Annotated in this window: 21 protein-coding genes; 12 read left to right on the top strand and 9 right to left on the bottom strand. The window is 71.4% G+C overall.

Annotated elements, in window-relative coordinates:
* Positions 1 to 11 precede the first annotated feature (11 nt).
* Both ACWBNA_RS27190 and ACWBNA_RS27185 read left to right on the top strand, forming a co-directional pair.
* Complete coding sequence (locus ACWBNA_RS27190) at positions 12 to 863, top strand: PhzF family phenazine biosynthesis protein (RefSeq protein WP_482707148.1); 852 nt, start codon at positions 12 to 14, stop codon at positions 861 to 863.
* A 93-nt stretch (positions 864 to 956) separates the two neighbouring features.
* Positions 957 to 2,321 (top strand): replication-associated recombination protein A, encoded by a 1,365-nt coding sequence (locus ACWBNA_RS27185; protein ID WP_482707147.1) that lies wholly within the window; start codon positions 957 to 959, stop codon positions 2,319 to 2,321.
* Positions 2,322 to 2,376: 55 nt separating this feature from the next.
* Here ACWBNA_RS27185 and ACWBNA_RS27180 read toward each other — a convergent pair whose 3' ends face one another.
* Positions 2,377 to 2,772 carry a RidA family protein gene (locus ACWBNA_RS27180; RefSeq protein ID WP_482707146.1) on the bottom strand — a complete coding sequence of 132 codons (396 nt, stop codon included), beginning with the start codon at positions 2,770 to 2,772 and terminating at the stop codon, positions 2,377 to 2,379.
* A 111-nt stretch (positions 2,773 to 2,883) separates the two neighbouring features.
* On the opposite strand from ACWBNA_RS27180, the gene ACWBNA_RS27175 reads away from it, so the two are divergent.
* Positions 2,884 to 3,858 carry a helix-turn-helix transcriptional regulator gene (locus ACWBNA_RS27175; protein WP_482707145.1) on the top strand — a complete coding sequence of 325 codons (975 nt, stop codon included), beginning with the start codon at positions 2,884 to 2,886 and terminating at the stop codon, positions 3,856 to 3,858.
* An 18-nt stretch (positions 3,859 to 3,876) separates the two neighbouring features.
* Here ACWBNA_RS27175 and ACWBNA_RS27170 read toward each other — a convergent pair whose 3' ends face one another.
* Positions 3,877 to 5,046, bottom strand: coding sequence for a steroid 3-ketoacyl-CoA thiolase (locus ACWBNA_RS27170; RefSeq protein WP_482707144.1), 1,170 nt, complete (start codon positions 5,044 to 5,046; stop codon positions 3,877 to 3,879).
* A 252-nt stretch (positions 5,047 to 5,298) separates the two neighbouring features.
* On the opposite strand from ACWBNA_RS27170, the gene ACWBNA_RS27165 reads away from it, so the two are divergent.
* Positions 5,299 to 6,534, top strand: a complete 1,236-nt coding sequence (locus ACWBNA_RS27165; RefSeq protein ID WP_482707143.1) for a cytochrome P450 — start codon at positions 5,299 to 5,301, stop codon at positions 6,532 to 6,534.
* A gap of 85 nt (positions 6,535 to 6,619) precedes the next feature.
* Here the strand turns inward: ACWBNA_RS27165 and ACWBNA_RS27160 are convergent, their stop codons facing one another.
* Positions 6,620 to 8,701, bottom strand: a complete 2,082-nt coding sequence (locus tag ACWBNA_RS27160; protein ID WP_482707142.1) for a bifunctional glycosyltransferase 87/phosphatase PAP2 family protein — start codon at positions 8,699 to 8,701, stop codon at positions 6,620 to 6,622.
* Positions 8,702 to 9,089: 388 nt separating this feature from the next.
* Here ACWBNA_RS27160 and proP point away from each other — a divergent pair, with 388 nt between their 5' ends.
* Both proP and ACWBNA_RS27150 read left to right on the top strand, forming a co-directional pair.
* Entirely contained in the window at positions 9,090 to 10,499 is a 1,410-nt protein-coding gene (proP, locus tag ACWBNA_RS27155) for a glycine betaine/L-proline transporter ProP (protein ID WP_482707141.1), read from the top strand.
* Positions 10,500 to 10,577: 78 nt separating this feature from the next.
* Positions 10,578 to 11,249, top strand: a complete 672-nt coding sequence (locus ACWBNA_RS27150; RefSeq protein WP_482707140.1) for an O-methyltransferase — start codon at positions 10,578 to 10,580, stop codon at positions 11,247 to 11,249.
* Positions 11,250 to 11,259: 10 nt separating this feature from the next.
* Here ACWBNA_RS27150 and ACWBNA_RS27145 read toward each other — a convergent pair whose 3' ends face one another.
* Positions 11,260 to 11,652, bottom strand: a complete 393-nt coding sequence (locus tag ACWBNA_RS27145) for an FHA domain-containing protein (RefSeq protein WP_482707139.1) — start codon at positions 11,650 to 11,652, stop codon at positions 11,260 to 11,262.
* 80 nt (positions 11,653 to 11,732) lie between these two features.
* Between ACWBNA_RS27145 and ACWBNA_RS27140 the strand changes: the two genes are divergently transcribed.
* Entirely contained in the window at positions 11,733 to 12,143 is a 411-nt protein-coding gene (locus ACWBNA_RS27140; RefSeq protein WP_482707138.1) for a DnaJ family domain-containing protein, read from the top strand.
* A gap of 3 nt (positions 12,144 to 12,146) precedes the next feature.
* On the opposite strand, the gene ACWBNA_RS27135 is transcribed toward ACWBNA_RS27140, so the two are convergent.
* A complete protein-coding gene (locus ACWBNA_RS27135) occupies positions 12,147 to 12,824 on the bottom strand; it encodes a hypothetical protein (RefSeq protein WP_482707137.1) in 678 nt (225 codons plus the stop codon).
* A 6-nt stretch (positions 12,825 to 12,830) separates the two neighbouring features.
* The gene (locus tag ACWBNA_RS27130) at positions 12,831 to 13,520 is read right to left on the bottom strand and encodes a hypothetical protein (RefSeq protein ID WP_482707136.1); all 690 of its coding nucleotides are present in this window, start codon (positions 13,518 to 13,520) and stop codon (positions 12,831 to 12,833) included.
* A gap of 176 nt (positions 13,521 to 13,696) precedes the next feature.
* Between ACWBNA_RS27130 and ACWBNA_RS27125 the strand changes: the two genes are divergently transcribed.
* Complete coding sequence (locus tag ACWBNA_RS27125) at positions 13,697 to 14,311, top strand: dihydrofolate reductase family protein (protein WP_482707135.1); 615 nt, start codon at positions 13,697 to 13,699, stop codon at positions 14,309 to 14,311.
* A gap of 68 nt (positions 14,312 to 14,379) precedes the next feature.
* On the opposite strand, the gene ACWBNA_RS27120 is transcribed toward ACWBNA_RS27125, so the two are convergent.
* A complete protein-coding gene (locus ACWBNA_RS27120; RefSeq protein WP_482707134.1) occupies positions 14,380 to 16,428 on the bottom strand; it encodes a DHA2 family efflux MFS transporter permease subunit in 2,049 nt (682 codons plus the stop codon).
* 174 nt (positions 16,429 to 16,602) lie between these two features.
* On the opposite strand from ACWBNA_RS27120, the gene ACWBNA_RS27115 reads away from it, so the two are divergent.
* Positions 16,603 to 17,793 carry a peptidoglycan-binding domain-containing protein gene (locus tag ACWBNA_RS27115; protein ID WP_482707133.1) on the top strand — a complete coding sequence of 397 codons (1,191 nt, stop codon included), beginning with the start codon at positions 16,603 to 16,605 and terminating at the stop codon, positions 17,791 to 17,793.
* Between the two features lie 1,051 nt (positions 17,794 to 18,844).
* Here ACWBNA_RS27115 and ACWBNA_RS27110 read toward each other — a convergent pair.
* Positions 18,845 to 19,504 carry an HAD family hydrolase gene (locus ACWBNA_RS27110; RefSeq protein ID WP_482707132.1) on the bottom strand — a complete coding sequence of 220 codons (660 nt, stop codon included), beginning with the start codon at positions 19,502 to 19,504 and terminating at the stop codon, positions 18,845 to 18,847.
* Between the two features lie 182 nt (positions 19,505 to 19,686).
* A complete protein-coding gene (locus tag ACWBNA_RS27105; protein WP_482707131.1) occupies positions 19,687 to 20,268 on the bottom strand; it encodes a TMEM165/GDT1 family protein in 582 nt (193 codons plus the stop codon).
* 396 nt (positions 20,269 to 20,664) lie between these two features.
* Here ACWBNA_RS27105 and ACWBNA_RS27100 point away from each other — a divergent pair, with 396 nt between their 5' ends.
* From ACWBNA_RS27100 to ACWBNA_RS27090, 3 genes are all read left to right on the top strand, one after another.
* Positions 20,665 to 21,309 carry an HNH endonuclease family protein gene (locus tag ACWBNA_RS27100; protein WP_482707130.1) on the top strand — a complete coding sequence of 215 codons (645 nt, stop codon included), beginning with the start codon at positions 20,665 to 20,667 and terminating at the stop codon, positions 21,307 to 21,309.
* A gap of 156 nt (positions 21,310 to 21,465) precedes the next feature.
* Positions 21,466 to 23,109: an alkaline phosphatase D family protein gene (locus ACWBNA_RS27095; protein WP_482707129.1), complete on the top strand. Its 1,644-nt coding sequence runs from the start codon at positions 21,466 to 21,468 to the stop codon at positions 23,107 to 23,109.
* 169 nt (positions 23,110 to 23,278) lie between these two features.
* Positions 23,279 to 25,168 carry an FAD/NAD(P)-binding protein gene (locus ACWBNA_RS27090; RefSeq protein WP_482707128.1) on the top strand — a complete coding sequence of 630 codons (1,890 nt, stop codon included), beginning with the start codon at positions 23,279 to 23,281 and terminating at the stop codon, positions 25,166 to 25,168.
* The last annotated feature ends 31 nt before the right edge of the window (positions 25,169 to 25,199 follow it).

The following is a 25,199-nucleotide window of genomic DNA, read 5'->3' as shown; positions in this document are numbered from 1 at the left end:
GAACGGAACCCATGGGTACGTACGAGTACGTGGTGGCCGACGTCTTCACCGACGTCCCACTGGAGGGAAACCCGACCGCGGTCTTCCTGGATTCCGCCGGCCTCTCCCCCCGGCGCATGCAGCGGATCGCCCAGGAGATGCACCTGTCGGAGACCGTCTTCGTCCTCCCCGCGGAGGACGACGGTGATGTGCGGGTCCGCATCTTCACCCCGGTGAACGAGCTGCCGTTCGCCGGACATCCGACCCTGGGTACGGCCGTCGTGCTCGGCGAGTCGAACCCGGCGAAGGAGCTCCGGATGGAGACCGCCATGGGCACCGTGGCGTTCGAACTCGAGCGTGACGGCGAGGGCCGGGCCGCCGCGGCCGGCATGTGGCAACCCGTCCCGACGTGGGAGCCCTACGACCGTGCGGACGAGCTGCTCGCCGGTCTCGACCTGGTGGCCTCGGGCAGCACCCTGCCGGTCGAGGTCTACCGCAACGGGCCACGGCACGTGTTCGTCGGCCTGGACAGCGTGGCCGCGCTCTCCGACGTGGAACCGGACCAGAGGATTCTCGCCAGGCTGCCCGACATGGCCGCCAACTGCTTCGCGGGGTCGGGCACTTCGTGGAGGCTGCGGATGTTCTCGCCCGCCTACGGCGTGGTGGAGGACGCCGCCACCGGCTCGGCCGCCGGTGCGCTCGCGGTACATTTGGCCCGGCACGGTCTGATCCCTTTCGGAGAGTGGATCGAGATCCGCCAGGGGGTGGAGATCGGCCGTCCTTCGACGATGCGCGCCCGGGCCGTGGGGACTTGTGAACGGATCGAGTCGGTCCAGGTGGCGGGGTCGGCCGTGGTCGTCGCCCGGGGAACGCTGTACGCGTAGTCGCCGAGACCGTATGAGTGAGCAACCCACAGAGGGAGGGCCGCCGCGCGTGTCCAATTACGTCGTGCTCTGTGCCGAGGGGCGGGTGGAGTGATGGCTGCCGGGGATGAGGGGCTGTTCGACTTACCGACGTCCGACGACCCCCCGCCCGCCGAGCCCGTGCGGGCCACCGCCCCGCTGGCGGTGCGGATGCGGCCGCGCAACCTCGCCGAGGTCGTCGGCCAGGCGCACTTGCTGCGTCCCGGCGCGCCGCTGCGGCGGCTGGCGGAGGGCGGGGAGGCGGCGTCGGTGTTGCTCTACGGCCCGCCCGGCACCGGGAAGACCACGATCGCGCGCCTGCTCGCCACCGTCGCCACCCGGCACTTCGTCGCCCTCTCGGCGCTGTCCAGCGGAGTCAAGGAACTGCGCGAGGTGATGAGCGACGCGCGCCGTCGCCGTGACCGCCAGAACCGGCAGACGGTGCTGTTCATCGACGAGGTGCACCGCTTCTCCAAGACCCAGCAGGACGCCCTGCTCGGGGCTGTCGAGGACCGGCTGGTGCTGCTTGTCGCCGCCACCACGGAGAACCCGTCGTTCTCGGTGGTGTCGCCGCTGCTCTCACGGCTGTTGGTACTGCAGCTCCAGTCGCTGGACGAGGACGAGGTCCGCGAGCTGCTGCGGCGGGCGGTGAAGGACGAGCGCGGCCTCGACGGTTCCATCTCACTGTCCCCGGAGGCCGAGGACGCGCTGGTACGTCTCGCGGCCGGCGACGCCCGGAGCGCGCTGACCGCGCTGGAGGCGAGTGCCGACGGGGTGAGCGACACCGGGGGCACGGTGATCGACGTGCCGGCCGTGGAGCGGGCCGTCGCCGAGACCACCGTGCGCTACGACCGGCAGGGCGACCAGCACTACGACGTCATCAGCGCGTTCATCAAGTCGATCCGCGGCTCCGACCCCGACGCCGCGCTGCACTACCTGGCCCGCATGCTCGTGGCCGGGGAGGACCCGCGGTTCGTCGCGCGGCGGCTGGTGGTGCACGCCAGTGAGGACGTCGGGCTGGCGGACCCGACGGCACTTCAGGCCGCGGTCGCGGCGGCGCAGACGGTCCAGCTGATCGGCATGCCCGAGGCCCGCCTCGCCCTGGCGCAGGCCACCGTGCATCTGGCCATGGCGCCGAAGTCGAACACGGTGATCGTCGGGATCGACGAGGCGATGGCCGACGTCCGAGCGGGCGCCGTCGGCGAGATCCCCGCTCACCTGCGGTACGGCCGCTACACGGGCGCCAGGGAGTTGGGCAACGCGATCGGCTACCAGTACCCCCACGCCTCCTCCGACGGAGTCCTGGAGCAGCAGTACCCGCCGGACGACCTCGTGGGGAAGGACTACTACCGCCCCACACAGCACGGCGGGGAACGCGTCCTGCACGAGCGTCTCCCGAAGCTCCGCCGTGCCGTCCGCGGCGATCAGGGCACGGCGTGAGCCCGCTGCTCGTGCCCGTTCGACGGGCACGAGCAGCGGGCGAGACGAGATCACCTCACGCGACGGCGGTGCCCTCGAGCTCGACCAGCTGGCCGGGGATCGCCAGGCGCGTCACCCCGAGCATCGTGGTGGTCGGCGCGACCCGGGCGGCTCCCAGCCGTCCCGCCAGTACGCCGTAGTGCTGGAAGAGCAGGTCGACGTCGGTCGTGTAGACGTTGAGCCGGACGAGGTTCGAGAGGGACATGCCGGCCTCGGCGAGCACGGCCTCGATGTTGTCGATGCTCAGCGCCAGCTGCGCCGCCATGTCACCGTCGTGCTCGGGCTTGCCCTCGCTGCTCATCGCGGTCTGGCCCGAGATGTACAGGGTGCGCGAGTGCCCGGAGACGACCTCGCCCTGGTTGAAGCCCATCTCCACCGACCACGACACCGGGTTGACCGCATTGCGTTCCATTGCAGCAGTAGCTCCATTCGATTCGGCAGCGCCAAGCTTTTGACGTCGTGTGAAGGAGCCTCCCAACAAAACATGACACCCTTGGTCATGTATTTTTGCTAGATTTTTCAGGTGCGCGCCGACCGGTTGGTTTCCCTGGTGCTCCTCCTGCGCCAGCGCGGTCGGATGACCGCGGACACGCTGGCCAGTGAGCTGGAGGTGTCCACCCGCACGGTGCTGCGCGACATAGAGGCACTGTCCGCGGCCGGTGTACCGGTCTACGCCGAGCGCGGCCGGCACGGCGGTTTCGCGTTGTTGCCCGATTTCCAGACGGCGCTCACCGGACTGAACCACGACGAGGCGCTCGCTCTGCTGGTCGTCGGATCCCGGCGCGGCGCGCAGGTGTTCGGCCTCGGTTCGGCGCTCGCCTCGGCCATACTCAAGCTGGTCGACGCACTGCCGGAAGGCCTTCGGGACACCGCCGCCGGCGCGGCGCAGCGGTTGCTCATCGACCCGGAGACCGACCTCCTCTCGCGCCGCGTGTCGGCGGATGAGGTGCCCGACACCATCGTGTCCGAGGTCCGGCGCGCGGTGTTCGCCGGACACAAGCTGCGCATCCGGTACGAGGCTGTGGACGAGCCCCCGAAGTGGCGCACGGTGGACCCGATCGGCCTGGTCACCGTACGCGAGCAGGGCTATCTGCTGGCCAAGAGGGGCGGCGCGGACCGCACGTACCGGCTGTCGCGGGTGCTGGCCGCCGAGGCGCTCGACGAACCCGCGCAGCGGCCGGGCTCGGTCGACCTGGACCGGGCCTGGCAGGAACGCAACGCGCGGTTCCGCACCGGAGGCGACCAGGTCGCCGTGCTGGTACGGGTGGACCCGGGGCGGCGGGACCATCTGGTGGGCACCGCGCTGGCCGTCCACGCCGAGGAATCCGACGCGGACGGCCGGCTGCGACTGCACGTGATCTTCCAGGACGCGCGACACGCCGAATGGGCGCTGTGGCAGCACGCCCCGTACGCGGAGGTCCTGGCCCCGCAGGAGCTGCGTGCCTCCCTGCACGACCGCGCCGCCATGATCGTCACCCGCTATGGAGCGTCGTCCTGAGAGACCTGCGGGCAGCGACTACAGCCGCTGGACGATCGTCCCGGTGGCCAGCCCGCCCCCGGCGCACATCGTCACCAGGGCGAACTCCTTGTCCACGCGCTCCAGTTCGTGCAGCGCGGTCGTGATGAGCCGGGCCCCCGTCGCCCCGACGGGATGCCCGAGCGCGATCGCGCCGCCGTTGACGTTGACCTTTGCCAGGTCCTGCTCGAAGACCTGCGCCCAGCTCAGCACCACGGACGCGAACGCCTCGTTGATCTCGACGACGTCGATGTCCTTCATCGACATGCCGGCCTTTCCCAGCACCGCCCGCGTCGCGTCGATCGGCCCGTCCAGGTGGAAGTGCGGGTCGGCGCCCACCAGTGCCTGCGCGACGATCCGCGCCCGGGGGCGCAGCTTCAGCGCGCGGGCCATCCGCTTGGACGCCCACATGATCGCCGCCGAACCGTCGCTGATCTGGGACGAGTTGCCCGCCGTGTGGACGGCCGTCGGCATGATCGGCTTCAGCCGGGCCAGCGCCTCCATGGACGTGTCGCGCAGCCCCTCGTCACGGTCGACCAGCCGCCACATGCCCTGCCCGGCCCGCTGCTCCTCCTCCGTCGTCGGCACCTGCACGGCGAACGTCTCGCGCTTGAACCGTTCCTCCGCCCAGGCCACCGCGGCACGTTCCTGCGAGATCAGTCCCAGCGAGTCGACGTTCTCCCGGGTCAGGCCCCGGTGTCGCGCGATCCGCTCCGCCGCCTCGAACTGATTGGGCAGATCCACGTTCCACTCGTCGGGGAACGGCTTCCCCGGCCCGTGCTTCGACCCGGATCCCAGCGGGACCCGTGACATCGACTCGACGCCACAGCTGATGCCCACGTCGATCACGCCCGCGGAGATCATGTTGGCCACCATGTGCGAGGCCTGCTGGGAGGATCCGCACTGTGCGTCGACCGTCGTCGCCGCCGTCTCGTACGGCAGCCCGACCGTCAGCCAGGCCGTGCGCGCGGGGTTCATGGACTGTTCGCCGGCGTGGGTGACCGTGCCGCCGACGATCTGTTCGACGCAGTCGGCGGGGATGCCGGTGCGGCCGAGGAGTTCACGGTAGGTCTCGCCCAGGAGATAGGCGGGATGCAGGTTGGCGAGCGCGCCGCCGCGCCTGCCGATGGGGGTGCGTACGGCCTCGACGATCACGGGTTCCGCGGCCATGGGGAGTTCCTCTCCTCCGGTACCCGCGCGGCGCGGGGGCGTCCCGGCCCGGCCCGCCACGCGGAACTAGTACGTGTTCTAGTTCCACCTGCAGTCTGCTGACCGGTCGCCCGCCACCGCAAGGGGCGTGCAGTCAATTCGAGGCGCCGCACCCCTTGCTACTTCTAGAACCCGTTACTACCTTCACGGCGACCTCATTCCTGATGGACCGTCAGGCAACACCACGGCCCAGACCCTCAGCTGGAGTCGCCCATGCCCTGTCCAGCTTTCCCCGACGGGTTCGACTTCACCGACCCCGATCTTCTGCAACACCGCGTCCCGCTGCCGGAGTTCGCCGGGCTGCGCCAGGCGGAGCCGGTCCGCTGGATCCCGCAGACCTCGAACCTCGCCGGCTTCCAGGACGACGGGTACTGGGCCGTCACCAGGCACGCGGACGTCAAGTACGTCTCGACGCACCCGGAACTCTTCTCCTCGTACCTCAACACGGCGATCATCCGCTTCAACGAGCACATCGAGCGCGACGCGATCGACGCCCAGCGGCTGATCCTGCTCAACATGGATCCGCCGGAACACACCCGCGTCCGCCAGATCGTGCAGCGCGTGTTCACCCCGCGGGCCATCCGGGCGCTGGAGGACACCCTGCGCGCCCGCGCCCACGCGATCGTCTCGGAGGCCCGCGCCCGCTCCGGCTCCTTCGACTTCGTCACCCAGGTCGCCTGTGAACTGCCGCTCCAGGCGATAGCCGAGCTCATCGGCATCCCGCAGGACGACCGGGCCAAGATCTTCGACTGGTCCAACAAGATGATCTCGTACGACGATCCGGAGTACGCGATCACCGAGGAGGTCGGCCAGGAATCGGCCACCGAACTCATCTCCTACGCGATGAACATGGCCGCCGACCGCAAGCAGTGCCCGGCCAAGGACATCGTGACGACACTGGTGTCCGCCGAGGACCAGGGCAACCTCAACTCGGACGAGTTCGGATTCTTCGTGCTGATGCTGGCCGTCGCGGGCAACGAGACCACGCGCAACGCCATCACCCACGGCATGCACGCCTTCCTCACCCACCCCGACCAGTGGGAGCTGTACAAGGCGGAGCGGCCGGCGACCGCCGCCGAGGAGATCGTCCGCTGGGCCACGCCCGTCAACTCCTTCCAGCGCACCGCCACCCAGGACATCGAACTGGGCGGCAAGCAGATCAAGAAGGGTGACCGGGTCGGCCTCTTCTACGCCTCCGCCAACCACGACCCCGAGGTGTTCGAGAACCCGGACACCTTCGACATCACCCGCGACCCCAACCCCCACCTCGGCTTCGGCGGCGGCGGCCCGCACTACTGCCTCGGCAAGTCCCTGGCCGTCCTGGAGATCGATCTCATCTTCCACGCGATCGCCGACGCCATGCCCGGCCTCAGGCAGACCGGCGACCCGCGGCGGCTGCGCTCCGCGTGGATCAACGGCGTCAAGGAACTCCAGGTCAGCACCGACTGACCGGCCGGCACTCGGGCCGACGGCTTCCCGGCGCCGTCGGCCCGTCCGACCGTGCGCCCACGGTCCCCGACCACATCACACCGGTTCAGCTCGAAGCGTGGTCCTTCACGCCCTTCACGCCCTTCACGTCCTTGGCCCGGACCTCTTCGCCGTCGGTGGCGACGGTCGTCGTCAACCGTGCCCGCGGCCCCTGGAACAGGTACGTCAGGCCGAACCCCGCCCCCACGACCGCCGCACCACCCGCCGCGTCCAGCACCCAGTGGTTGCCGGTCACCACGATCGCCGTGACCGTGAAGAGCGGGTGCAGCAGGCCCAGGGCCTTCATCCACCATCTCGGCGCGATGATCGCGATGACGAGCCCGCACCACAGGGACCAGCCGAAGTGGAGGGAGGGCATCGCCGCGTACTGGTTGGTGAGGGCGGTCAGGGTGCCGTAGTCCGGCTTGGAGAAGTCCTGGACGCCGTGCACGGTGTCGATGATGCCGAGGTTCGGCATCAGACGCGGCGGGGCGAGCGGGTAGAGCCAGAAGCCGACGAGGGCGAGCAGGGTGGCGAAGCCGAGGGAGGAGCGCGCCCAGCGGTAGTCGACGGGGCGGCGCCAGTACAGGACGCCGAGGACGGTCAGCGGGACGACGAAGTGGAACGACGCGTAATAGAAGTCGAAGAAGTCACGCATCCAGCCGACCTTGACGACCGCGTGGTTGGCCCAGTGCTCGATGTCGATGTGGAGCCAGCGCTCCAGGTCGTGGATCTGGTGGCCGTGCTCCTCGGCCCTGGCCCGGCCGGCCGAGTTGGAACCGCCGGTCGCCGCGAGGCGGACCCGCTGGTAGGCGGCGTAGGTGACCCGGATGAGCAGCAGCTCCAGCAGGAGGTTGGGGCGGCTGAGGACCCGGCGCAGGAAGGGCAGGAGCGGAACGTGCCCGAAGCGTGCGGGGACGGGTGCGGCGTAACGCGTCGGGGTCGGCGCCCGGAAGTACGGCGAGGTGCGGGACAGGAACGGGACGACGGTGGCCGCCGCGACGGCCGCGAGCAGCACCGCGTTGTCGCGCAGGGCGTACAGCGCCGACATGTTCGGCAGCATCATCTTCGCGGGCAGCGTCATCACCAGGACGACGGCGACCGGCCACACGTACCGGTCGGAGGCCCGCTTGCCGACCCGCCCGACGACCGCGAGCAGCACCCACAGCAGCTGGTGCTGCCAGGTGGTCGGCGAGACGGCGATCGCTGCGCAGCCGGTGATCGCGACGGCGAGCAGGAGCTGTCCGTCGCGGGCGTAGCGCACGGCGCGGCTCAGGCCGAGGGTGGCGACCGCGGCGCCCAGCAGCAGGAAGAGGGTGATCTCCAGGGGGCCGGACAGGCCCAGGCGGAGCAGGAACCCGTGCAGGGACTGGTTGGCGAGGGCGTCGGCCTCGCCGCCTAGGCCCACGCCGGCCATGTGGTGCACCCAGTAGGTGTACGAGTCGTGCGACATCGCCGCCCAGGCGAGCGCCGTACATCCGGCGAACGTGAGGCCGGTGGACAGGGCGGCCCCGCGGCGGCCGGTGAACCACAGCAGCGGGGCGAAGAGCAGGACCGTGGGCTGCAGGGCGGCGGCGAAGCCGATGAGCAGGCCGCTGGCGCGCTGGCCGCGTACGGCGAAGCAGCCGAGCAGCACGAGCAGGACCGGGATGATGCTGGTCTGGCCGAGCCAGAGCGTGTTGCGCACCGGCAGCGACAGCATGAGCAGGCTGATCGCGACCGGCGCGGCGAGCAGGGAGGTGCGGCGGCTGACGGGCTGGGGCAGGGCGCGGGCGGCGACCAGGCCGAGCGCGACGACCAGCAGCAGCGTGCCGAAGGTCCAGCCCCAGCCGAGGGCCTGCTCGGCGGCTCTCGTGAACGGCTTCATGACGAGTCCACCGAAAGGGGTACCGGTGAAGCGCGTCGAGTCGTACAGCGAGCCCTTCACGTGCAGGACGCCGTTCGGGCCGACCCAGGTCTCCAGGTCCGTCAGGCGGTCCCCGCGGGGCGTACCGAGGACGACGGCCACCTGTCGTACGGCGAGGACGGCGGCGAGCAGCCACAGGCCGAGGCGGGCCGCGCGCAGGCGGGCCCGGGCAGCCGTGGCCGTGCCGCCTGCTGCCGGTCCGAACGCTTCCGCCGGTCGCCCGCCGTGCTCCGCATTTGCCACGCCGCGTCAGCCTCCGCCCCGTCCGTCCCACGCGTCCACCGCGTGGGATCGCTCAGCGAACCCTGTTGAGGGCTCGCACCTCCCCCGGAGAGAGACGCGGGCAACCCCTCCTTCACCTGACGTCCGCTCCCCTTTTGTCCGGATGACGATAGTGCGCCGGAGATGCGGTTGCCTGCGCAGGACGCGAGAAGGATCACAACGGGGTACCGGCAGATGCGCTCCGGGGCCGGGACACGAGCCTGCGTACACCGCATTTACGTGCCCTATGCAGGCACCTGTGTACAGCACGTGAACGGGACAAGTACCCCTATGGTCGATTTTCTGCCTGCTCGCCGGCGCCGTCGCGCAGGACTGTCCCCGTCCCCGTCGAAAGCAGGTGAGCGTGGTTTTGACGACTGCCACAGTCGCCCCTCCCCCGTCCCCCGTCCCCACTCCGAAGAACGCCACCGTCACCGACCCGGCCCTCGTGAAGCGCGCCGTGAAGGCCGCTGCGCTGGGCAACGCGATGGAATGGTTCGACTTCGGCGTCTACAGCTACATAGCGGTCACGCTGGGCAAGGTCTTCTTCCCGTCCGGCAACGCCACCGCCCAGCTGCTGTCCACGTTCGGCGCCTTCGCCGCGGCCTTCCTGGTCCGCCCGCTCGGCGGCATGGTCTTCGGACCGCTCGGTGACCGTGTCGGACGGCAGAAGGTCCTCGCCGTCACCATGATCATGATGGCCGCGGGCACCTTCGCCATCGGCCTGATCCCCTCGTACGCCACGATCGGCGTCGGTGCTCCGCTGCTCCTGCTGGCCGCCCGCCTGGTGCAGGGCTTCTCCACCGGCGGCGAGTACGCGGGCGCCTCCACCTTCATCGCCGAGTACGCCCCCGACAAGCGGCGCGGCTTCCTCGGCAGCTGGCTGGAGTTCGGCACGCTCGCCGGTTACGTCGGCGGCGCGGGCCTGGTCACGCTGATGACCGCCCTGCTGTCCACCGACGACCTGCTGAGCTGGGGCTGGCGGATCCCCTTCCTGATCGCGGGCCCGATGGGCGTCATCGGCCTGTACCTGCGGATGCGCCTGGAGGAGACCCCGGCGTTCGCGGCCGAGGTCGCGAAGGCCGAGGCGGACCGGCCGAAGGTGCCGCTGCGCGAGATGATCACCGGCCAGTGGCGGGCCCTGCTGCTCTGCGTCGGCCTCGTGCTGGTCTTCAACGTCACCGACTACATGCTGCTGTCGTACATGCCGAGCTACCTGACCAGTGAGCTCAGGTACGACGAGACGCACGGCCTGCTCGTCGTCCTCGGCGTGATGGCCCTGATGATGGTCGTCCAGCCCTTCGCCGGCGCCCTGACCGACCGGATCGGCCGCCGCCCCGTCATCGCCGCGGGCTGCGCGGGCTTCCTGCTGCTGTCCGTCCCGGCCCTGCTGCTGATCCGCCAGGGCAGCCTGCTCGCGGTCGCGCTCGGCATGGGTGCGCTCGGCCTGCTGCTGGTCTGCTTCACGGCGGCGATGCCCTCCGCGCTGCCGGCGCTGTTCCCGACGAAGGTCCGCTACGGCTCCCTGTCCATCGGCTTCAACGTGTCGGTCTCGCTGTTCGGCGGTACGACCCCGCTGGTGGTGACGGCGCTGATCGGCGCGACCGGGAACATGATGATGCCCGCGTACTACATGATGGCCGCGGCCGTGATCGGCGGCGTGGCGGTGTGGTTCATGGCGGAGTCGGCCGGCCGGCCACTGCCGGGCTCGGCACCCTCGGTCGAGCGACGCCAGGCCGCCTGGGCCGATCGGCTGAAACCCGCCGCGGAAAGTCCCTGACAGCGAACCGGCGCGCGACTATATTCGTTAGCACATCTAGTTAGCAGTTCTAACTAGCCATACGAAAGGCACAGGTGCATGAGCGAGTCGCAGCGCTGGGACGATGTCGACGACTACTTCACCACCCATCTCGCGCGGGACGACGAGGCACTTCAGGCGGCCCTGCGCGACAGCGAGGCCGCCGAGCTGCCGCCCGTCAACGTCACGGCACCCCAGGGCAAGCTCCTCCAGCTCCTCGCCGAGATCCAGGGCGCCCGCACCATCCTGGAGATCGGCACCCTCGGCGGCTACAGCACCATCTGGCTGGCCCGCGCGCTGCCCGCCGACGGCCGCCTCATCTCCCTGGAGTACAACCCCCGGCACGCCGAGGTCGCCACCCGCAACATCGCCCGCGCGGGCCTGGACAAGCTGGTCGAGGTGCGGGTGGGCGCGGCCCTGGAGTCGCTGCCCAAGCTGGCCGACGAGAACCCGGCCCCCTTCGACCTGGTCTTCATCGACGCCGACAAGGCCAACAACCCGCACTACGTGGAGTGGGCGCTCAGGCTGACCAGCGTCGGCAGCCTGATCGTCGTCGACAACGTGGTGCGGGACGGCCGGGTCGCCGACGCCGACAGCATCGCCCCCGACGTCCAGGGCACCCGCACCGCCATCGAACTGATCGGCAAGCACCCGCGGCTGAGCGGTACGGCGATCCAGACGGTGGGCGGCAAGGGCTACGACGGCTTCGCGCTGGTGCGGGTCCTCGCGTAGCCCCTGCCTCTCACACCTCGTGGTAGAAGCCGACGTTGACGCTGCGCGGGGCGGTGCGGTCCTGGACGATGATCTCGCCGCTGCCGCCCCTGGGCAGCGGCACGGTCCCACCGTAGGTGAGCGGCTGCACGTACTCGCCGACGGTGAGGCGGACCTCGGAGGACGGGTCGGGCTGGGATCCCTGCAGCCAGGTCAGGTGCCAGGTGCCGTCCGGGCCGCAGAGGAACTCCAGGTGGACCCGGGAGACGAACAGCCAGTCGTCGGGCGTCGCGAGACGGCACACGGCCTTGTCCCGGCCCACCCGCAGCACGGCCCCAGGCTCGCTGGGCGAGTCGGCCATGAGCATGCCGGCCGTGGCACCCTCCTCCGCCGCGGATACGGCGGCCATGGTGAGTTCGAGCACGTGCGCTCCTCCTGAAGTGTCCTTACACAGCCGCCGCATGATAGATCGCCCGGCCCGGGGCCGTCCGGCACAATGGACTCATGACCGAGCGAAAGCCACCCGGAGTTCCGTTCGAGTCCTGGGTGGACAAGCAGATCCGCGATGCCGAGGGACGCGGCGAGTTCGCCGGACTCCCCGGATTGGGCAAGCCGTTGCCCGAGGTCACCGACACGTCGTACGACGAACTGTGGTGGATCAAACGGAAGATGGCCCGCGAGGGCCTGGCCGTGCTGCCGCCGACGCTCGCGCTGCGCAAGGAGGCCGAGGACGCGCTCGCGGCGGCGTACGCGGCGCCCTCGGAGCGGATCGTCCGCAAGCTCCTCACCGAGGTCAACGTCAAGATCCGCGACATGATGTTCAAGCCGCCGCCCGGCCCCCCGCTGGGTATGAAGCCGTACGACGTCGAGGACGTCGTACGGCAGTGGCGGGAACGCCGGGCGGCTCAGGCCTAGGCCTCAGATACGCAGCAGCCGCTCCGCCAGTTCGCGGTAGTCCCGCAGCGCCAGACGGAGTTGCTCGGTGTCGGTGGACGTCGCCGGCTTGCCCTCGGTGCCGCTGTCCGTGGCCTGCCAGGAGTTGCGCAGGGTACGGCGTCGCTGCGTCACCGCGTCGGTGAAGCGGGCGGCGGCCTCCTCCAGGACGTGGTCGGCCTCCTCGACCGCGGTCTTCGGCCCGTCCACGAAGCCGGCGACCGCGTGCTGCAACCGCTGGGCGAGCTTGTCGCTCTCGTCGTGCGGCAGCAGACCCGAGCCGTGGGTGCCGTCGTGGGCGCCGCCACCGCGTTCGGAGCCGTGGCCGCCGCGGCTCTGCTCGGAACCGGTGACCAGGGGCGCCGCGTCCCCCGAGGTGCCGGAGGGACCGTGGCTGCCCGGCGTGCCCGCCGGTGCCGGGGCACTGTCGCGGCCCGTGGCGGTCTCGCCGCCGAACCCACCGGACGTGCCGGTGGTCGCGCCGCCGCCCCGGCCCGTCTCACGGACCCGTCCGGCGGTCGTGTCCGTCGGCACGTTGCCCGGAACCTTGTCGCCCGTCACCGGGTCACGGCCCGGGGTCGCCGGCGGAACCGTCGCCCGCCCCCTCGGCTTCCCGTCGCGCGGGGCGCCCTCGGCGCCCAGCCCACTCGTCGTATCCGTCATGTTCGCTCAACTCCCCTTCGCGTGGTGGCGCCTGGTGAATCCCCACGGCTGGTGGGCACGACCGTCACCGCGACCGTGCGCCGTGGCGCCGTCGGACCTTTCGACGGACTTCCGGGACTCCTCCCGGTGCCGGGCCGGGCGCACCAGGTCCTCGAACAGGGCCCGTGCCTCGACCATGGCCTCGCGCATCTCCTCGGTGCCGGACCGGCCGTCGCCGTCGTGCGCCCCGCTGCCGCCCGCGGCGGCGACGCGGTGGACGCGCCGGTAGCCGTGCACGTGGTGTGCGTGGTGCACGGACAGCGCGTCGAGCTGTTCGTCGTACTGCGCGGCGTCCGGGAAGCCCCGGGCGCCGGCCAGCTCGGCGAGCAGCCGGTCCGCCTCGGCCACGGCCTCCCGCGGCGAGTCGACGAACCGCTCCTGCGCGGCCGTCCAGCGGGCTTCGTACTGCTCGCGCTGCGCGGGCTCCAGGGCCCGCTCGCGCAGCGATCCGTGCCGCTCCACGCGTTCGGCCAGTTCCAGTTCGGCCGCCTTGGCGTCCCCGTCGTGCCGGGCGACCGCCCGGTCGTACTCGGGCCCGAAGCGCCGCTTCAGGTTCTGGCCACCGGGCCCTCGCCGGGCCCGCAGCATCAGGACGGCCGCGACGATCACGATGGCCGCCACGATCACGATCAGAGCGATGATCAAGCCTGTGGACATGAGTGCCTTCCGGGTTCTCGACCCAACCGGCTCTCCGTACGGGCCGGTTTCCCCGACCGGGTAGCCCGAGCGGCGCCACCCAAACTGTCTGCGCATTCATGGCGACGGTGTGTCGATTCGGCACAGGCCCGATCGACGCACGGGTGGAGAGCACGTCACCGACTGAGGAGATTGTCATGGGTGAGGTCATCGCACGGCTGGCCATGTCGCTCGACGGGTACGTCGCCGGCCCCGACCCGGGTCGTGAGCACCCGCTGGGCATCGGCGGCGAGCGGCTGCACCAATGGGTGTACGGCCTGCGGACGTTCCGGAGGATGCAGGGGATGGAGGGCGGGGAGACCGGCCCGGACGACCAGCTGATCGCGGAGTGGACCGAGCGGCCGGGGGCCGTCGTCATGGGGCACGGCATGTACGTCACCGGGGAGCTTCCGTGGGGCGACGACCCGCCCTTCCACATGCCGGTCCACGTCGTCACCCACCACGCGCGCGAGTCCCTCGTGAAGCAGGGCGGCACCACCTTCCACTTCGTCACCGAGGGCCCCGGCCACGCCCTCGCCCTCGCCCGGAAGGCGGCCGGGGACAAGGACGTCTCGCTGGCCGGCGGGGCGGACCTGGTGCAGCAGTTCATCCGGGCCGGATGGCTGGACGAGCTGATGCTCCACGTGGTCCCGGTGCTCGCCTGCGGGGGACGGCGGCTCTTCGACGGGCTCGGCGACCAGCACGTCGAGTGGCGCAAGACGCAGGTTCTCGACTCGCCGGAGGTGACCCACATCCGGTTGCGGGCGGCCTAGGCGCGCTTCCGAGAACGGGCGCCATGACGAGGACACCCGGGTCTTCGCGCACCGGTTCCGCGAGCACCTCAGCCGAGCCGGGTCACCGGGCGTCCGTCGTGCGGGCGTTCCGCCTCCGAGCCGCACAGTTCGCCGTTCAGCTCCTTGACCAGCTGGATCAGGTCGGTCGGCCGGTCCGGGCCCCACCAGTCGCCGAGGAGCTCGCCGAGGGACTCCTCGCGGGTCTGGGCGAGCCGTTCGGCGACCTCGTGGCCCTCGGCGGTCAGGACGAGGTCGAGGCCGCGGCGAAGGGCGAGGCGGCGCTCCTCGACCTGACGGGAGGCCTCGATGACGACGGTCAGCGGGACGGTGGTGCGCTCGGCGAGCAGCCCCGGTTCCTGGCTGCCGTACTTCCTGATCCGCAGCAGCAGCCAGCTCGCCGCGGGGAGCAGGTCGTAGCCCGCCTTCGCGGTGATGTCCCGGTAGATCTCGCGCCGGCCCTCCCGGGTGGCGAGCACGGACAGCGCCCGGCAGACCTCGTCGCAGGACGACCGCTCCACCGGGTTGCTGGCGAGCGTCTCCGTGACGTCCGGCGCCGTGACCGAGCCGCGCAGCCGGTCCTCCTTGAGGAACCAGGCCAGTACGAAACCGACGAGGGCGACGGGCGCGGCGTACAGGAAGACGTCGGTGATGGCCGAGGCGTACGCGTGCAGGGCCGACGGGCGCAGGTCGGCAGGCAGGGCGGCGATGCCGCGCGGGTCGGCCTCCAGCGTGCCCACGGAGACGCCGGACGGCAGTTGGGTGCCGGCGAAGGCGTCGCTGAGCTTGTCGCCGAGGCGGCTCGCGAAGACCGTGCCGAAGATGGCGACGCCGAAGGAGGCCCCGATGGAGCGGAAGAAGGTCGCGCCGGAGGTGGCGACGCCGAGGTTCTCGTACGAGACGGCGTTCTGCACGATCAGGACCAGGACCTGCATGACCAGGCCGAGGCCCAGTCCGAAGACGAAGAAGAAGCCGCTCATCTCGCCCGTCGAGCTGTTCTCGTCCAGTTGGTGGAGCAGGAGCAGACCGAGGGCGGTGATGCCGGTGCCGGCGACCGGGAACACCTTCCAGCGGCCGGTGCGGCTGACGATCTGCCCGGAGAGCGTCGACGACAGCAGCAGTCCGAGCACCATCGGCAGCATGTGCACGCCGGACATGGTCGGGCTGACGCCCTGGACGACCTGAAGGAACGTCGGCAGGTAGGTCATCGCGCCGAACATCGCGAAGCCGACGATGAAGCTGATGACCGCGGCGAGGGTGAAGGTGCGGATGCGGAAGAGCTGCAGGGGCAGGACGGGTTCGGCGGCCCGCCGCTCGGCGGCCACGAACGCGACGGCGAGTACGACGCCCAGGGCCGCGAGTCCCACGACCTGCGGCGAGCCCCAGCCCCACGTCGTACCGCCCAGGGACGCCACCAGCACCAGGCAGGTGGCGACGGACGCGATGAGGAACGTCCCGAGGTAGTCGATGACATGCCGGGTGGACTTGCGCGGGATGTGCAGCACCGTCGCGATCACGACGAGCGCGACGACCCCGATCGGCAGGTTGATGTAGAACACCCAGCGCCAGCTCAGGTGCTCGGTGAACAGCCCGCCGAGCAGTGGGCCCAGCACGCTGGTGGCCCCGAAGACGGCGCCGAACAGCCCCTGGTAGCGGCCGCGTTCGCGGGGCGAGACGAGGTCGCCGACGATCGCCATCGACAGCACCATCAGCCCGCCGCCGCCGAGTCCCTGGAGCGCGCGGAACCCGATGAGCTGAGGCATGTCCTGCGCCGCGCCGCACAGTCCCGAGCCGACCAGGAAGATCACGATCGCGATCTGGAACAGCCTTTTCCGGCCGTACTGGTCGCCGAGCTTGCCCCACAGCGGGGTCGCCGCGGTCGAGGCCAGCAGGTAGGCGGTGACCACCCAGGACAGGTGGTCCATGCCGCCGAGTTCGCTGACGATCGTGGGCAGCGCGGTCGACACGATCGTCTGGTCGAGGGCGGCCAGCAGCATCCCGAGGAGCAGGGCGCCGATCGAGACGAGGACGTTGCCGGGCACGTGTTCGTCGCGTGCGTCCCGCGCCTGCTCCGCCGTCGTGTGCGCGTCCCCGGCCATGAAGACCTCCCGCGGGTCTCGTTCCCACTTCCATCGTGGTCGGTGTGACCGTTTATGGCCTGTTGAGTCCTGTCCGGAAGCCTTTCTTCCGGGGGCTCGTGAGCGACGGTGTGGAGGAGGTCTGGATAATCTCTGGAGTTCGCGAGGGGGAGACGCGAGGGGAGGGGCGAACACGTGGACGAGTCAACGGGGCATCTGTGCCCGGAATGCGGTGCCCCACGGGGCGCCGACAACACCCCGTCCTGCGCCTGCACCCAGCGGGCGTCCGACGCCCTGCGCGACGCCCGTACGGCGGAGGCGGCCGCGGCGGAGGACTTCGATCCGCTGCGGATACGGCCGTACGTCGAGCTCGACGGGGCGGCGGCGGAGGGGGCCGCGACCGGGACCGGGCGGTCCGACGAGCAGTCGCCCGGCGCGCCGGAGATGCCGGACGTGCCGGACGTGCCCCCGGCCGAGGCGACGATGCCGCTGCGTGCGGTCGACCCCGCGGTGGACCCGACGGCCGGCCCCGCCGTGTCGCCCCCCGGGCAGCCCGCCATATCGTCCTCCGCGCGGCCCTCCGCGCGGCCCTCCGCGTCGCCCTCCACGTCGCCCGACGGTGACGCCACCGTCGTACTTCCCGCCGTGGACGCCACCACCGCGCTCCCGACACCCCTGGCACCCCCGGGCACCGCACCCAGCCCCGCCGACCTTCACCTGTTCGAGGGCGCCGACGGCCCGGGGCCCGCCGTGCCCGGTCACGGTGACGAGAGGCCGGGCCGCCGTCGCCGCCGTACCGTGCTGCTCGGCGTCGCCGGGGCCGTCGCCTCGGTCGTGGCGGCGGCCGGGATCGCGAGCGGGCTGTTCTCGTACGAGACGCCGTCGCGGGACGGCGCACCGCCGCAGGACGTACGGGCGGCCGTACCGGACGCCTCGACGAGCGCGGCGTCCGTGTCGCCGTCCACACGGCCCACGTCCGCGCCGCCGACGTCCGCCTCCCCGTCCGCGTCCGTCAGTGAGAGCCCGTCGCCCACCTCGTCGCCGTCGCCATCCGCGTCCAGCGCCTCGCCGAGCCCGTCCCGGTCGGCCGAGCCGACCCCGTCCCCGACGAGCAGCGACGCCGCGGGCTCCGGTGCCGGGTCCGACGACGAGCGCACCAGCGGCCCGATCCTGCGCCGCGGCGACCGGGGTCCCGAGGTCACCGAGCTCCAGCAGCGCCTGCGCCAGCTGTACCTCTACAACGACGAGATCGACGGGAACTTCACCGACAAGGTCGAGAACGCGCTGCGCAACTACCAGTGGTCCCGAGGCGTCGGCACGGACGACCTCGGCGTGTACGACCAGGAGACCCGCGCCAAGCTGGAGTCGGAGACGACGGAACCGTAGGGCCTGGCCGGCGGATCACGCCGCGGAGGCGGAGGCCCGACGGAGGCTTCCCACAGGGGCCCGGCCGCACCCTCGTCGGCGCCTTGACCGCTCGGCTTCGCTGAGGCTGCGGCCGGCGGGACCCCTTCGGCCGCAGCTCACCAGCCGGTCTACGGAACCCACCGGATCCCCCGGTCGCGCTCGGCGGGGCGAGCCGATCCGCCCGACAGGGTCGCCCGCCGCAGGACCCGCCGCACCAGACACCGGGACGGCCTCAGCCGTCCACACCCTGATCGCCCCGCCCCCCACGGCCTCCACCCGGCGCATCCCGCCGCACGCGGGAAGCGAGACCCGCCCCACGTACACCGTGATCACCCAGCCCCTCCGCCACGGACCCCACCCCGTGCACCCCGTCACCCTTGGGAAGCCAGACGCGCATCAGCCCACACACAGCCCGACCGCCCCGTCGGCCACCGGCCTCCACCCGGCGCCCCGGCGCACCCGCCGCACCCGGAAAGCCAGACCCGTCTCAATCCACGTACACCGTGATCACCCAGCCCCTCCGCCACGGACCCCACCCCGTGCACCCCGTCACCCTTGGGTAGCCAGACGCGCATCAGCCCACACACAGCCCGACCGCCCCGTCGGCCACCGGCCTCCACCCGGCGCCCCGGCGCACCCGCCGCACCCGGAAAGCCAGACCCGTCTCAATCCACGTACACCGTGATCACCCAGCCCATCCGCCACGGACCCCACCCCGTGCACCCCGTCACCCCCGAAAAGCCAGACACGCATCAGCCCACACACAGCCCGACCGCCCCGTCGGCCACCGGCCTCCACCCGGCGCCCCGGCGCACCCGCCGCACCCGGAAAGCCAGACCCGTCTCAATCCACGTACACCGTGATCACCCAGCCCATCCGCCACGGACCCCACCCCGTGCACCCCGTCACCCCCGAACAGCCAGACACGCATCAGCCCACACACAGCCCGACCGCCCCGTCGGCCACCGGCCTCCACCCGGCGCCCCGGCGCACCCGCCGCACCCGCCGCACCCGGAAAGCCAGACCCGCCTCACCCCACGTACACCCTGATCGTCCCGTCCCCCACGGCCTCCACCCGCACCTCCGTCAGGTCCCGCACCAGCGCGTCCGGGCCGTGGTGGCCGGCCCGCGCTCCCACGCCGACGACCCGCATCCCGGCCGCGTGGCCGGCCTGGATGCCGGCGCCGGAGTCCTCGAAGACGAGGCAGTCGGCCGGGGCGACGCCCAGTTCGGCGGCGCCCTTGAGGAAGCCCTCGGGGTCGGGCTTGCTCGCGCCGACGGACTCGGCGGTGATCCGGACGTCGGGCAGGCCGAGGCCCGCGGCGGCCATGCGCGCGGTGGACAGGGGCACGTCCGCGGAGGTGACCAGGGCGTGCGGAAGGCCGTGCAGCGACGCGAGGAACTCGGCGGCGCCCGGGATCGCGACCACGCCGTCCATGTCGGCGGTCTCCGCGGCGAGCATTCGCGCGTTGTCGGCGTGGTTCTGCTCCATGGGGCGGCCGGGCAGCAGCAGGGCCATCGAGGCGTACCCCTGGCGGCCGTGGACGACCTTCATGACCTCGTCCGCGTCCAGCCCGTGCGCGTCGGCCCAGCTCCGCCAGATGCGTTCGACCACGGCGTCGGAATTGACCAGGGTGCCGTCCATGTCCAGCAGCAGGGCGCGGGCGGTGAGCACGGCGGTGGCCGTCATCGGCAGCTCCAAGGACGCGGGGCGGGGGGCGTGTGGTGAGCCCCGGGAGAACAAGGCGGCCCCGCCCGCCGGTCAGGGAAAACGGGCGGGAGCCACTTTGTTCCTCTACGGTACAAAACAGAACCGGCTCCCGCCACCGTCTTCGGAAATGGTTCACCGACCGTTCAGCTCGACCGACGGGTTCAGCCGGCCACGGCCTCGCCCAGGGACCACACCCCGAGCCCGAGCATCAGCAGCGCCGCGACCTTGGTGATCAGCCGCAGCGGAACCCGCTTCATCAGGGCCTTTCCGCCGACGATGCCGAGTCCGGCCACCGCCCACAGCGCGAGCACCGCACCGAGGCCGACGGAGAGCGGATCGTCGTAACGGGCCGCGAGGTTCGCCGTCATGATCTGCGTGAGGTCACCGAACTCCGCGACGAGGATGAGCATGAAGCCCGCGCCGGAGACCTTCCAGAAGGACTGGCCCTCCGGGCTGCGGACCTCCCCCTCGTCCTCGTCCTTCTTCATCAGCAGCACGGCCGCGCCGCCGAGGAAGAGCACTCCGGTCAGCGCCTGCACGATCTGCTGCGGCAGGAGCGTCAGCACGCTGCCGGCCGCGACGGCGAGCGTGACATGGAGCGCGAAGGCGGCGGCGACGCCCGCGAAGACGTAGGAGGCCCGGTAGCGGGTGCCGAGGACGAGTCCGGCGAGCGCGGTCTTGTCCGGGAGCTCGGCGAGGAAGACGACGCCGAAGACGAGCGCCGTCACGGTGAAGCTGATCAAGGGTCCTCAATCGGTCGGGCTGCCCCGCCGAGAGTGACGACCGCTCTTGCGACACCTCGGCACGGCAGCGCATTGGTCACCCGTGCCGTACGACACGGGCGTGCACTGCTTGCCGAAGGTCTCGCTGGCCGATCCTGAAAAAGGATCCGCCTCCGGGCGCCGGCTCAGACGAGCTGAGCAGTATGTCGACGGTCCGGCGAAGAGCTACTCCCCTTCTGCGCCGTCCATGGTACGTGACCGATGAACCGACCCTCAGGGCGGAAAGTCACGTCGCGGGCATAGACGTGTCATGCACACGTCATTAGCTTCTTACCCAACGCTCATCCCCCCGCAACACGGCGTCGCGAGCATTCCCTCGCCCGCACTCCAACGCCCCCGCATCCCCTGGGAGTTCGCATGTCGAAGTTCTACGCGCGTCGACGCGTCAGCATACTCACGGCGCTCACCGGACTCATAGCCTCGGTCGCGCTTTTCAACAGCCCGACCGCCTCCGCCGCCCTCCCCACCCCGGTCAGCGCCACCACCGCCCGCACCTACCTCGCCTCGCTCACCGTGGCGACGGAGGACCGTACCGGCTACAGCCGCGACCTGTTCAACCACTGGATCACCATCAGCGGGACCTGCAACACCCGCGAGACGGTCCTCAAGCGCGACGGCTCGAACGTCGTCACCGACTCCGCCTGCGCCTCCACCAGCGGCAGCTGGTACTCCCCCTACGACGGCGCCACCTGGACCGTCGCCTCCGACCTGGACATCGACCACCTCGTGCCGCTGGCCGAGGCCTGGGACTCCGGCGCCGACAGCTGGACCAGCGCCAAGCGCCAGAGTTTCGCCAACGACCTGACCCGCCCGCAGCTCATCGCCGTCACGGACAACGTGAACCAGGCGAAGAGCGACCAGGACCCGGCCACCTGGATGCCGTCGGTCACCTCCTACCGCTGCACCTACGTCCGCGCCTGGGTCCAGGTGAAGTACTACTACGGCCTCTCGGTCGACTCGGCCGAGAAGAGCGCGCTCACCAGCTACCTGTCGGGCTGCTGATCGAGCTGCCGATCGCGCCTCGGAGCGAGCGCTGATCGAGCCGCCGATCGAGTGATCCTGAAAGATCCACAAGGATCGACAAACCGTGATCTGCGGAACCTCCCCGTTCCCCTCCGTCGTTCCGTACCGTACGGGGCGACGGAGGAGGGTGATCACGTGGCGGGACTGCGCCTGGGGCCACTGCTGAGGTATGCCGACGACTCGCGCGCGACCGTCTGGGTCGAGGCGAGCCGTCCGTGCACCGCCGAGGTGCGCTGCGCGGAGGGCGGCGGGGGCGAGGCCCCCACCTTCCAGATCGAGGGGCATCACTACGCCCTGGTCCCGGTGACCGGCCTGACGCCGGGCACGAGCCGGGCGTACGAGGTGTTCCTCGACGGCGCCTGCGTGTGGCCGTTGCCCGACTCCCCGTTCCCGCCCTCGGTGATCCGCACCACCATGGAGGACGACGACGTCCGGGTCGCCTTCGGCTCCTGCCGCTGGGCCTCGCCCCCGACCGGCGAGAAGGACCCGGTCGGCCCGGACGCCCTGGACACCCTCGCGGCCCGGATGGTGAGCGAACCCGAGGGCGAACGTCCGGACGTGCTGCTGCTGTTGGGCGACCAGGTCTACGCCGATGAGACCACGGACGCGACCCGCCGCTGGCTGGCCGCCCGCCGCGACCTGAGCGACCCGCCGGGCAACGAGGTCGCGGACTACGAGGAGTACACCCGCCTCTACTACGAGTCCTGGCTCGACCCCGAGGTGCGCTGGCTGCTGTCCACCGTGCCGAGCTGCATGATCTTCGACGACCACGACGTCATCGACGACTGGAACACCTCCGGCGCCTGGCTGAAGGACATGCGGGCCACCGGCTGGTGGCAGGAACGCCTGATGAGCGGCCTGATGTCGTACTGGGTGCACCAGCACCTGGGAAACATGACGCCCGACGAACTGGCCGCCGACCCGGTGTACGCGGCGGTGCGCGACACGCCCGACGGCACCGACGTGCTGCGCGCCTTCGCCGCCCGGGCCGACACCGACTCCCCCTCGGTGCGCTGGAGCTACCGCCGCGACTTCGGCCGCGTCCGCCTGCTGATGGTGGACAGCCGGGCGGCCCGGGTCCTCGACGAGGAGCGGCGCGCGATGCTCGACCCCGGCGAGGCGAAGTGGTTGCGCGAACAGACGCTGGACACGCCGGGCTCGTACGACCACCTCCTCATCGGCACCTCCCTGCCCTGGCTGCTGCCGCAGCTGGTGCACGACGCCGAGGTGTGGAACGCGGCGTTGTGCCGGGGCGAGAAGGGCGCCCGCTGGGCCCGCTTCGGGGAGGACCTGCGGCGCAAGGCCGACCTGGAGCACTGGGCGGCCTTCCCGGAGTCCTTCGCCGCGCTGGCGGAGCTGATCGCCGAGGCCGGTTCGGGGCCCGAGGCGCCGGCCACGATCCTCGTCCTGTCCGGGGACGTGCACCACGCGTACGTGGCCGAGCCGAAGTGGCGTTCCGGGGCGCGGTCACCCGACGCGCGTGTCCTCCAGCTGACCTGCTCCCCCGTCCACAACTCCATTCCCCTGTCGATAAGGCTCGGCTTCCGGTTCGGCTGGAGCTCCCTGGCGCGCGCCCTGGGCCGCCGCTTCGCCTGGCACGCCCGCTCGCCCCTCCCGCCGGTCAGCTGGCGCAAGAAGGGCGGCCCTTGGTTCGGCAACCAGCTCATGACCCTGACGCTGCGCGGCCGTTCGGCGCGGCTGCGGCTGGAGCAGGCGCGCGAGGTGCGGGGTGCCAGTCCACGGCTGGAGACGGTCACGGAGTCCGAACTCGCCCGGTAATCAGCCTCTTACGACTGGTTCCTGCACCCGTGGCCCGTGATGCTCGTGATGCGTCCCACAGTCCGTGCACCCTGGGCTCGGCTCCCCCGGTCCCCGACGGCATGATGAGGCGGACCGTCCGCTTCCAGTGGTCGCCACCACGCGCCCCCCACGCCCGGGAGTCCCCGTCTTGCCCGCACCGACCGAGGACCATGTGCCCGTCTCCGTCGCCCTGGTCGGCGCCGGACCGCGCGGGACCAGCGTGCTGGAACGCCTCTGCGCCTCGGCGCCCGAACTCCTCCCGCCGGGCGCCCGGCTGACGGTCCACGTCGTCGATCCGGCGCCGCCCGGCGCCGGCCGCGTCTGGCGGACCGCGCAGTCGTCCGAGCTGCTGATGAACACCGTGGCCTCGCAGGTGACCCTGTTCACCGACGACAGCGTGGACTGCTCGGGCCCGGTCCGGCCGGGACCGAGCCTGCACGAGTGGGCGGGCGGCGCGCTCGGGCCGGACGAGTACCCGACCCGGGCCCAGTACGGCCGGTACCTGGAGTGGGTGTTCGCGCGGGCGGTGCGCGAGGCGCCGCCAGGGGTGGAGGTGGAGACGCACGCGGCGCGGGCCGTACGGCTCGACGACGCCCCCGACGGCCTGCAGACCCTGACCCTCGACGACGGCCGCACCTTGTCCGGCCTGTCCACCGTCGTCCTGGCGCAGGGTCATCTGCCGGTGGTCGCGGACACGACCGTACGGCGGCTCGCGGCGTACGCCGAACAGCACGGCCTGCGCCACATACCGCCCGCCAACCCGGCCGACGTCGACCTGTCCCCCGTCTCCCCCGGCGAACCGGTGCTGTTGCGCGGTCTGGGCCTCAACTTCTTCGACCACACCGCCCTGTTGACGACCGGCCGGGGCGGACGCTTCGTCCCCGGCCGGCGAGGCCTGCGGTACCTGCCCTCCGGCCGCGAGCCGCGCCTGTACGCCGGTTCGCGGCGCGGCATCCCCTACCAGGCCCGGGGCGACAACGCGAAGGGCCCCTACGGCCGCCACCTCCCGTTCGTCCTCACCGACGAGGTGATCGCCGGCTTCCGCAAGCGTGCCGACTCCGGTGAGTCACCGGACTTCCTCGCGGAGATATGGCCGCTGGTGGCCAAGGAGGTGGAGACGGTCTACTACGAAGCCCTGCTGCGGGAACCGGAGTTCAGGGAGCGCTTCCTGGCCGCCGCGCACGGCAGCCTCCACGAGGCGGCCGTGCTCGAGGAGTTCGGGGTGGCACGGGCGGACCGCTGGTCCTGGGACCGGATGTCCCGCCCGTACGCGGGACGCGCCTTCCCCGATCCCCGGGCCTGGCGCGACTGGCTGCTCGCCCACCTGCGCGAGGACGCCGCCCAGGCCGCCCTGGGCAATGTCTCCGGTCCGGTGAAGGCCGCCCAGGACGTACTGCGCGACCTGCGCAACGAGCTGCGGCTGATCGTCGACCACGGCGGACTCGCGGGCACGTCCCGCCGCGACCACCTGGACCGCTGGTACACCCCGCTCAACGCCTTCCTGTCCATCGGCCCGCCCCGGCGCCGTATCGAGGAGTTGGCCGCGCTGGTGGAGGCTGGCGTGGTGGAGGTGCTCGGCCCGCGGCTGGAGGTCCGCGAGGAGGACGGGGCGTGGCTGGCGCACTCCCCGGAGGTGCCGGGGTCCGCCGTACGCGTGACGACTCTCATAGAGGCGCGGCTACCGGAACCCGATCTGCGGCGCACGGCCGACGACCTGCTCGCCCGGCTGCTGAAGACCGGGCAGTGCCGGCCGCACACCGTGGACGGTTACGAAACGGGTGGACTCGACGTGACCCGGCGGCCGTATCATCTGATGGACCGTCAAGGTAGGTCGCACGCAAGGCGGTTGGCCTTCGGGGTGCCCACGGAGGGCGTGCACTGGGTGACCGCCGCGGGGGCCCGCCCAGGTGTGGATTCGGTCACGCTTTCGGACGCGGATGCGGTGGCGAGAGCGTCTCTACGTGCGGCTGCGGCCGAAACGGAAGGCCAAGCGGAGGCAAACCAATGGCCAAATGTTGAACTTGCAAGCATCGATTAGGCGCACCTAACCTGGGGCACTCACTCGGTTC

It is taken from the genome of Streptomyces sp. Q2, from assembly GCF_056820935.1.
This window is presented reverse-complemented; position numbering and strand designations above follow the sequence as displayed.

Coding starts and splice junctions, on each gene's coding strand:
- ACWBNA_RS27190 (WP_482707148.1), top strand. CDS start 12: ATGGGTACGTACGAGTACGTGGTGGCCGACGTCTTCACCGACGTCCCA.
- ACWBNA_RS27185 (WP_482707147.1), top strand. CDS start 957: ATGGCTGCCGGGGATGAGGGGCTGTTCGACTTACCGACGTCCGACGAC.
- ACWBNA_RS27180 (WP_482707146.1), bottom strand. CDS start 2,772: ATGGAACGCAATGCGGTCAACCCGGTGTCGTGGTCGGTGGAGATGGGC.
- ACWBNA_RS27170 (WP_482707144.1), bottom strand. CDS start 5,046: ATGGCCGCGGAACCCGTGATCGTCGAGGCCGTACGCACCCCCATCGGC.
- ACWBNA_RS27165 (WP_482707143.1), top strand. CDS start 5,299: ATGCCCTGTCCAGCTTTCCCCGACGGGTTCGACTTCACCGACCCCGAT.
- ACWBNA_RS27150 (WP_482707140.1), top strand. CDS start 10,578: ATGAGCGAGTCGCAGCGCTGGGACGATGTCGACGACTACTTCACCACC.
- ACWBNA_RS27140 (WP_482707138.1), top strand. CDS start 11,733: ATGACCGAGCGAAAGCCACCCGGAGTTCCGTTCGAGTCCTGGGTGGAC.
- ACWBNA_RS27135 (WP_482707137.1), bottom strand. CDS start 12,824: ATGACGGATACGACGAGTGGGCTGGGCGCCGAGGGCGCCCCGCGCGAC.
- ACWBNA_RS27130 (WP_482707136.1), bottom strand. CDS start 13,520: ATGTCCACAGGCTTGATCATCGCTCTGATCGTGATCGTGGCGGCCATC.
- ACWBNA_RS27125 (WP_482707135.1), top strand. CDS start 13,697: ATGGGTGAGGTCATCGCACGGCTGGCCATGTCGCTCGACGGGTACGTC.
- ACWBNA_RS27120 (WP_482707134.1), bottom strand. CDS start 16,428: ATGGCCGGGGACGCGCACACGACGGCGGAGCAGGCGCGGGACGCACGC.
- ACWBNA_RS27110 (WP_482707132.1), bottom strand. CDS start 19,504: ATGACGGCCACCGCCGTGCTCACCGCCCGCGCCCTGCTGCTGGACATG.
- ACWBNA_RS27100 (WP_482707130.1), top strand. CDS start 20,665: ATGTCGAAGTTCTACGCGCGTCGACGCGTCAGCATACTCACGGCGCTC.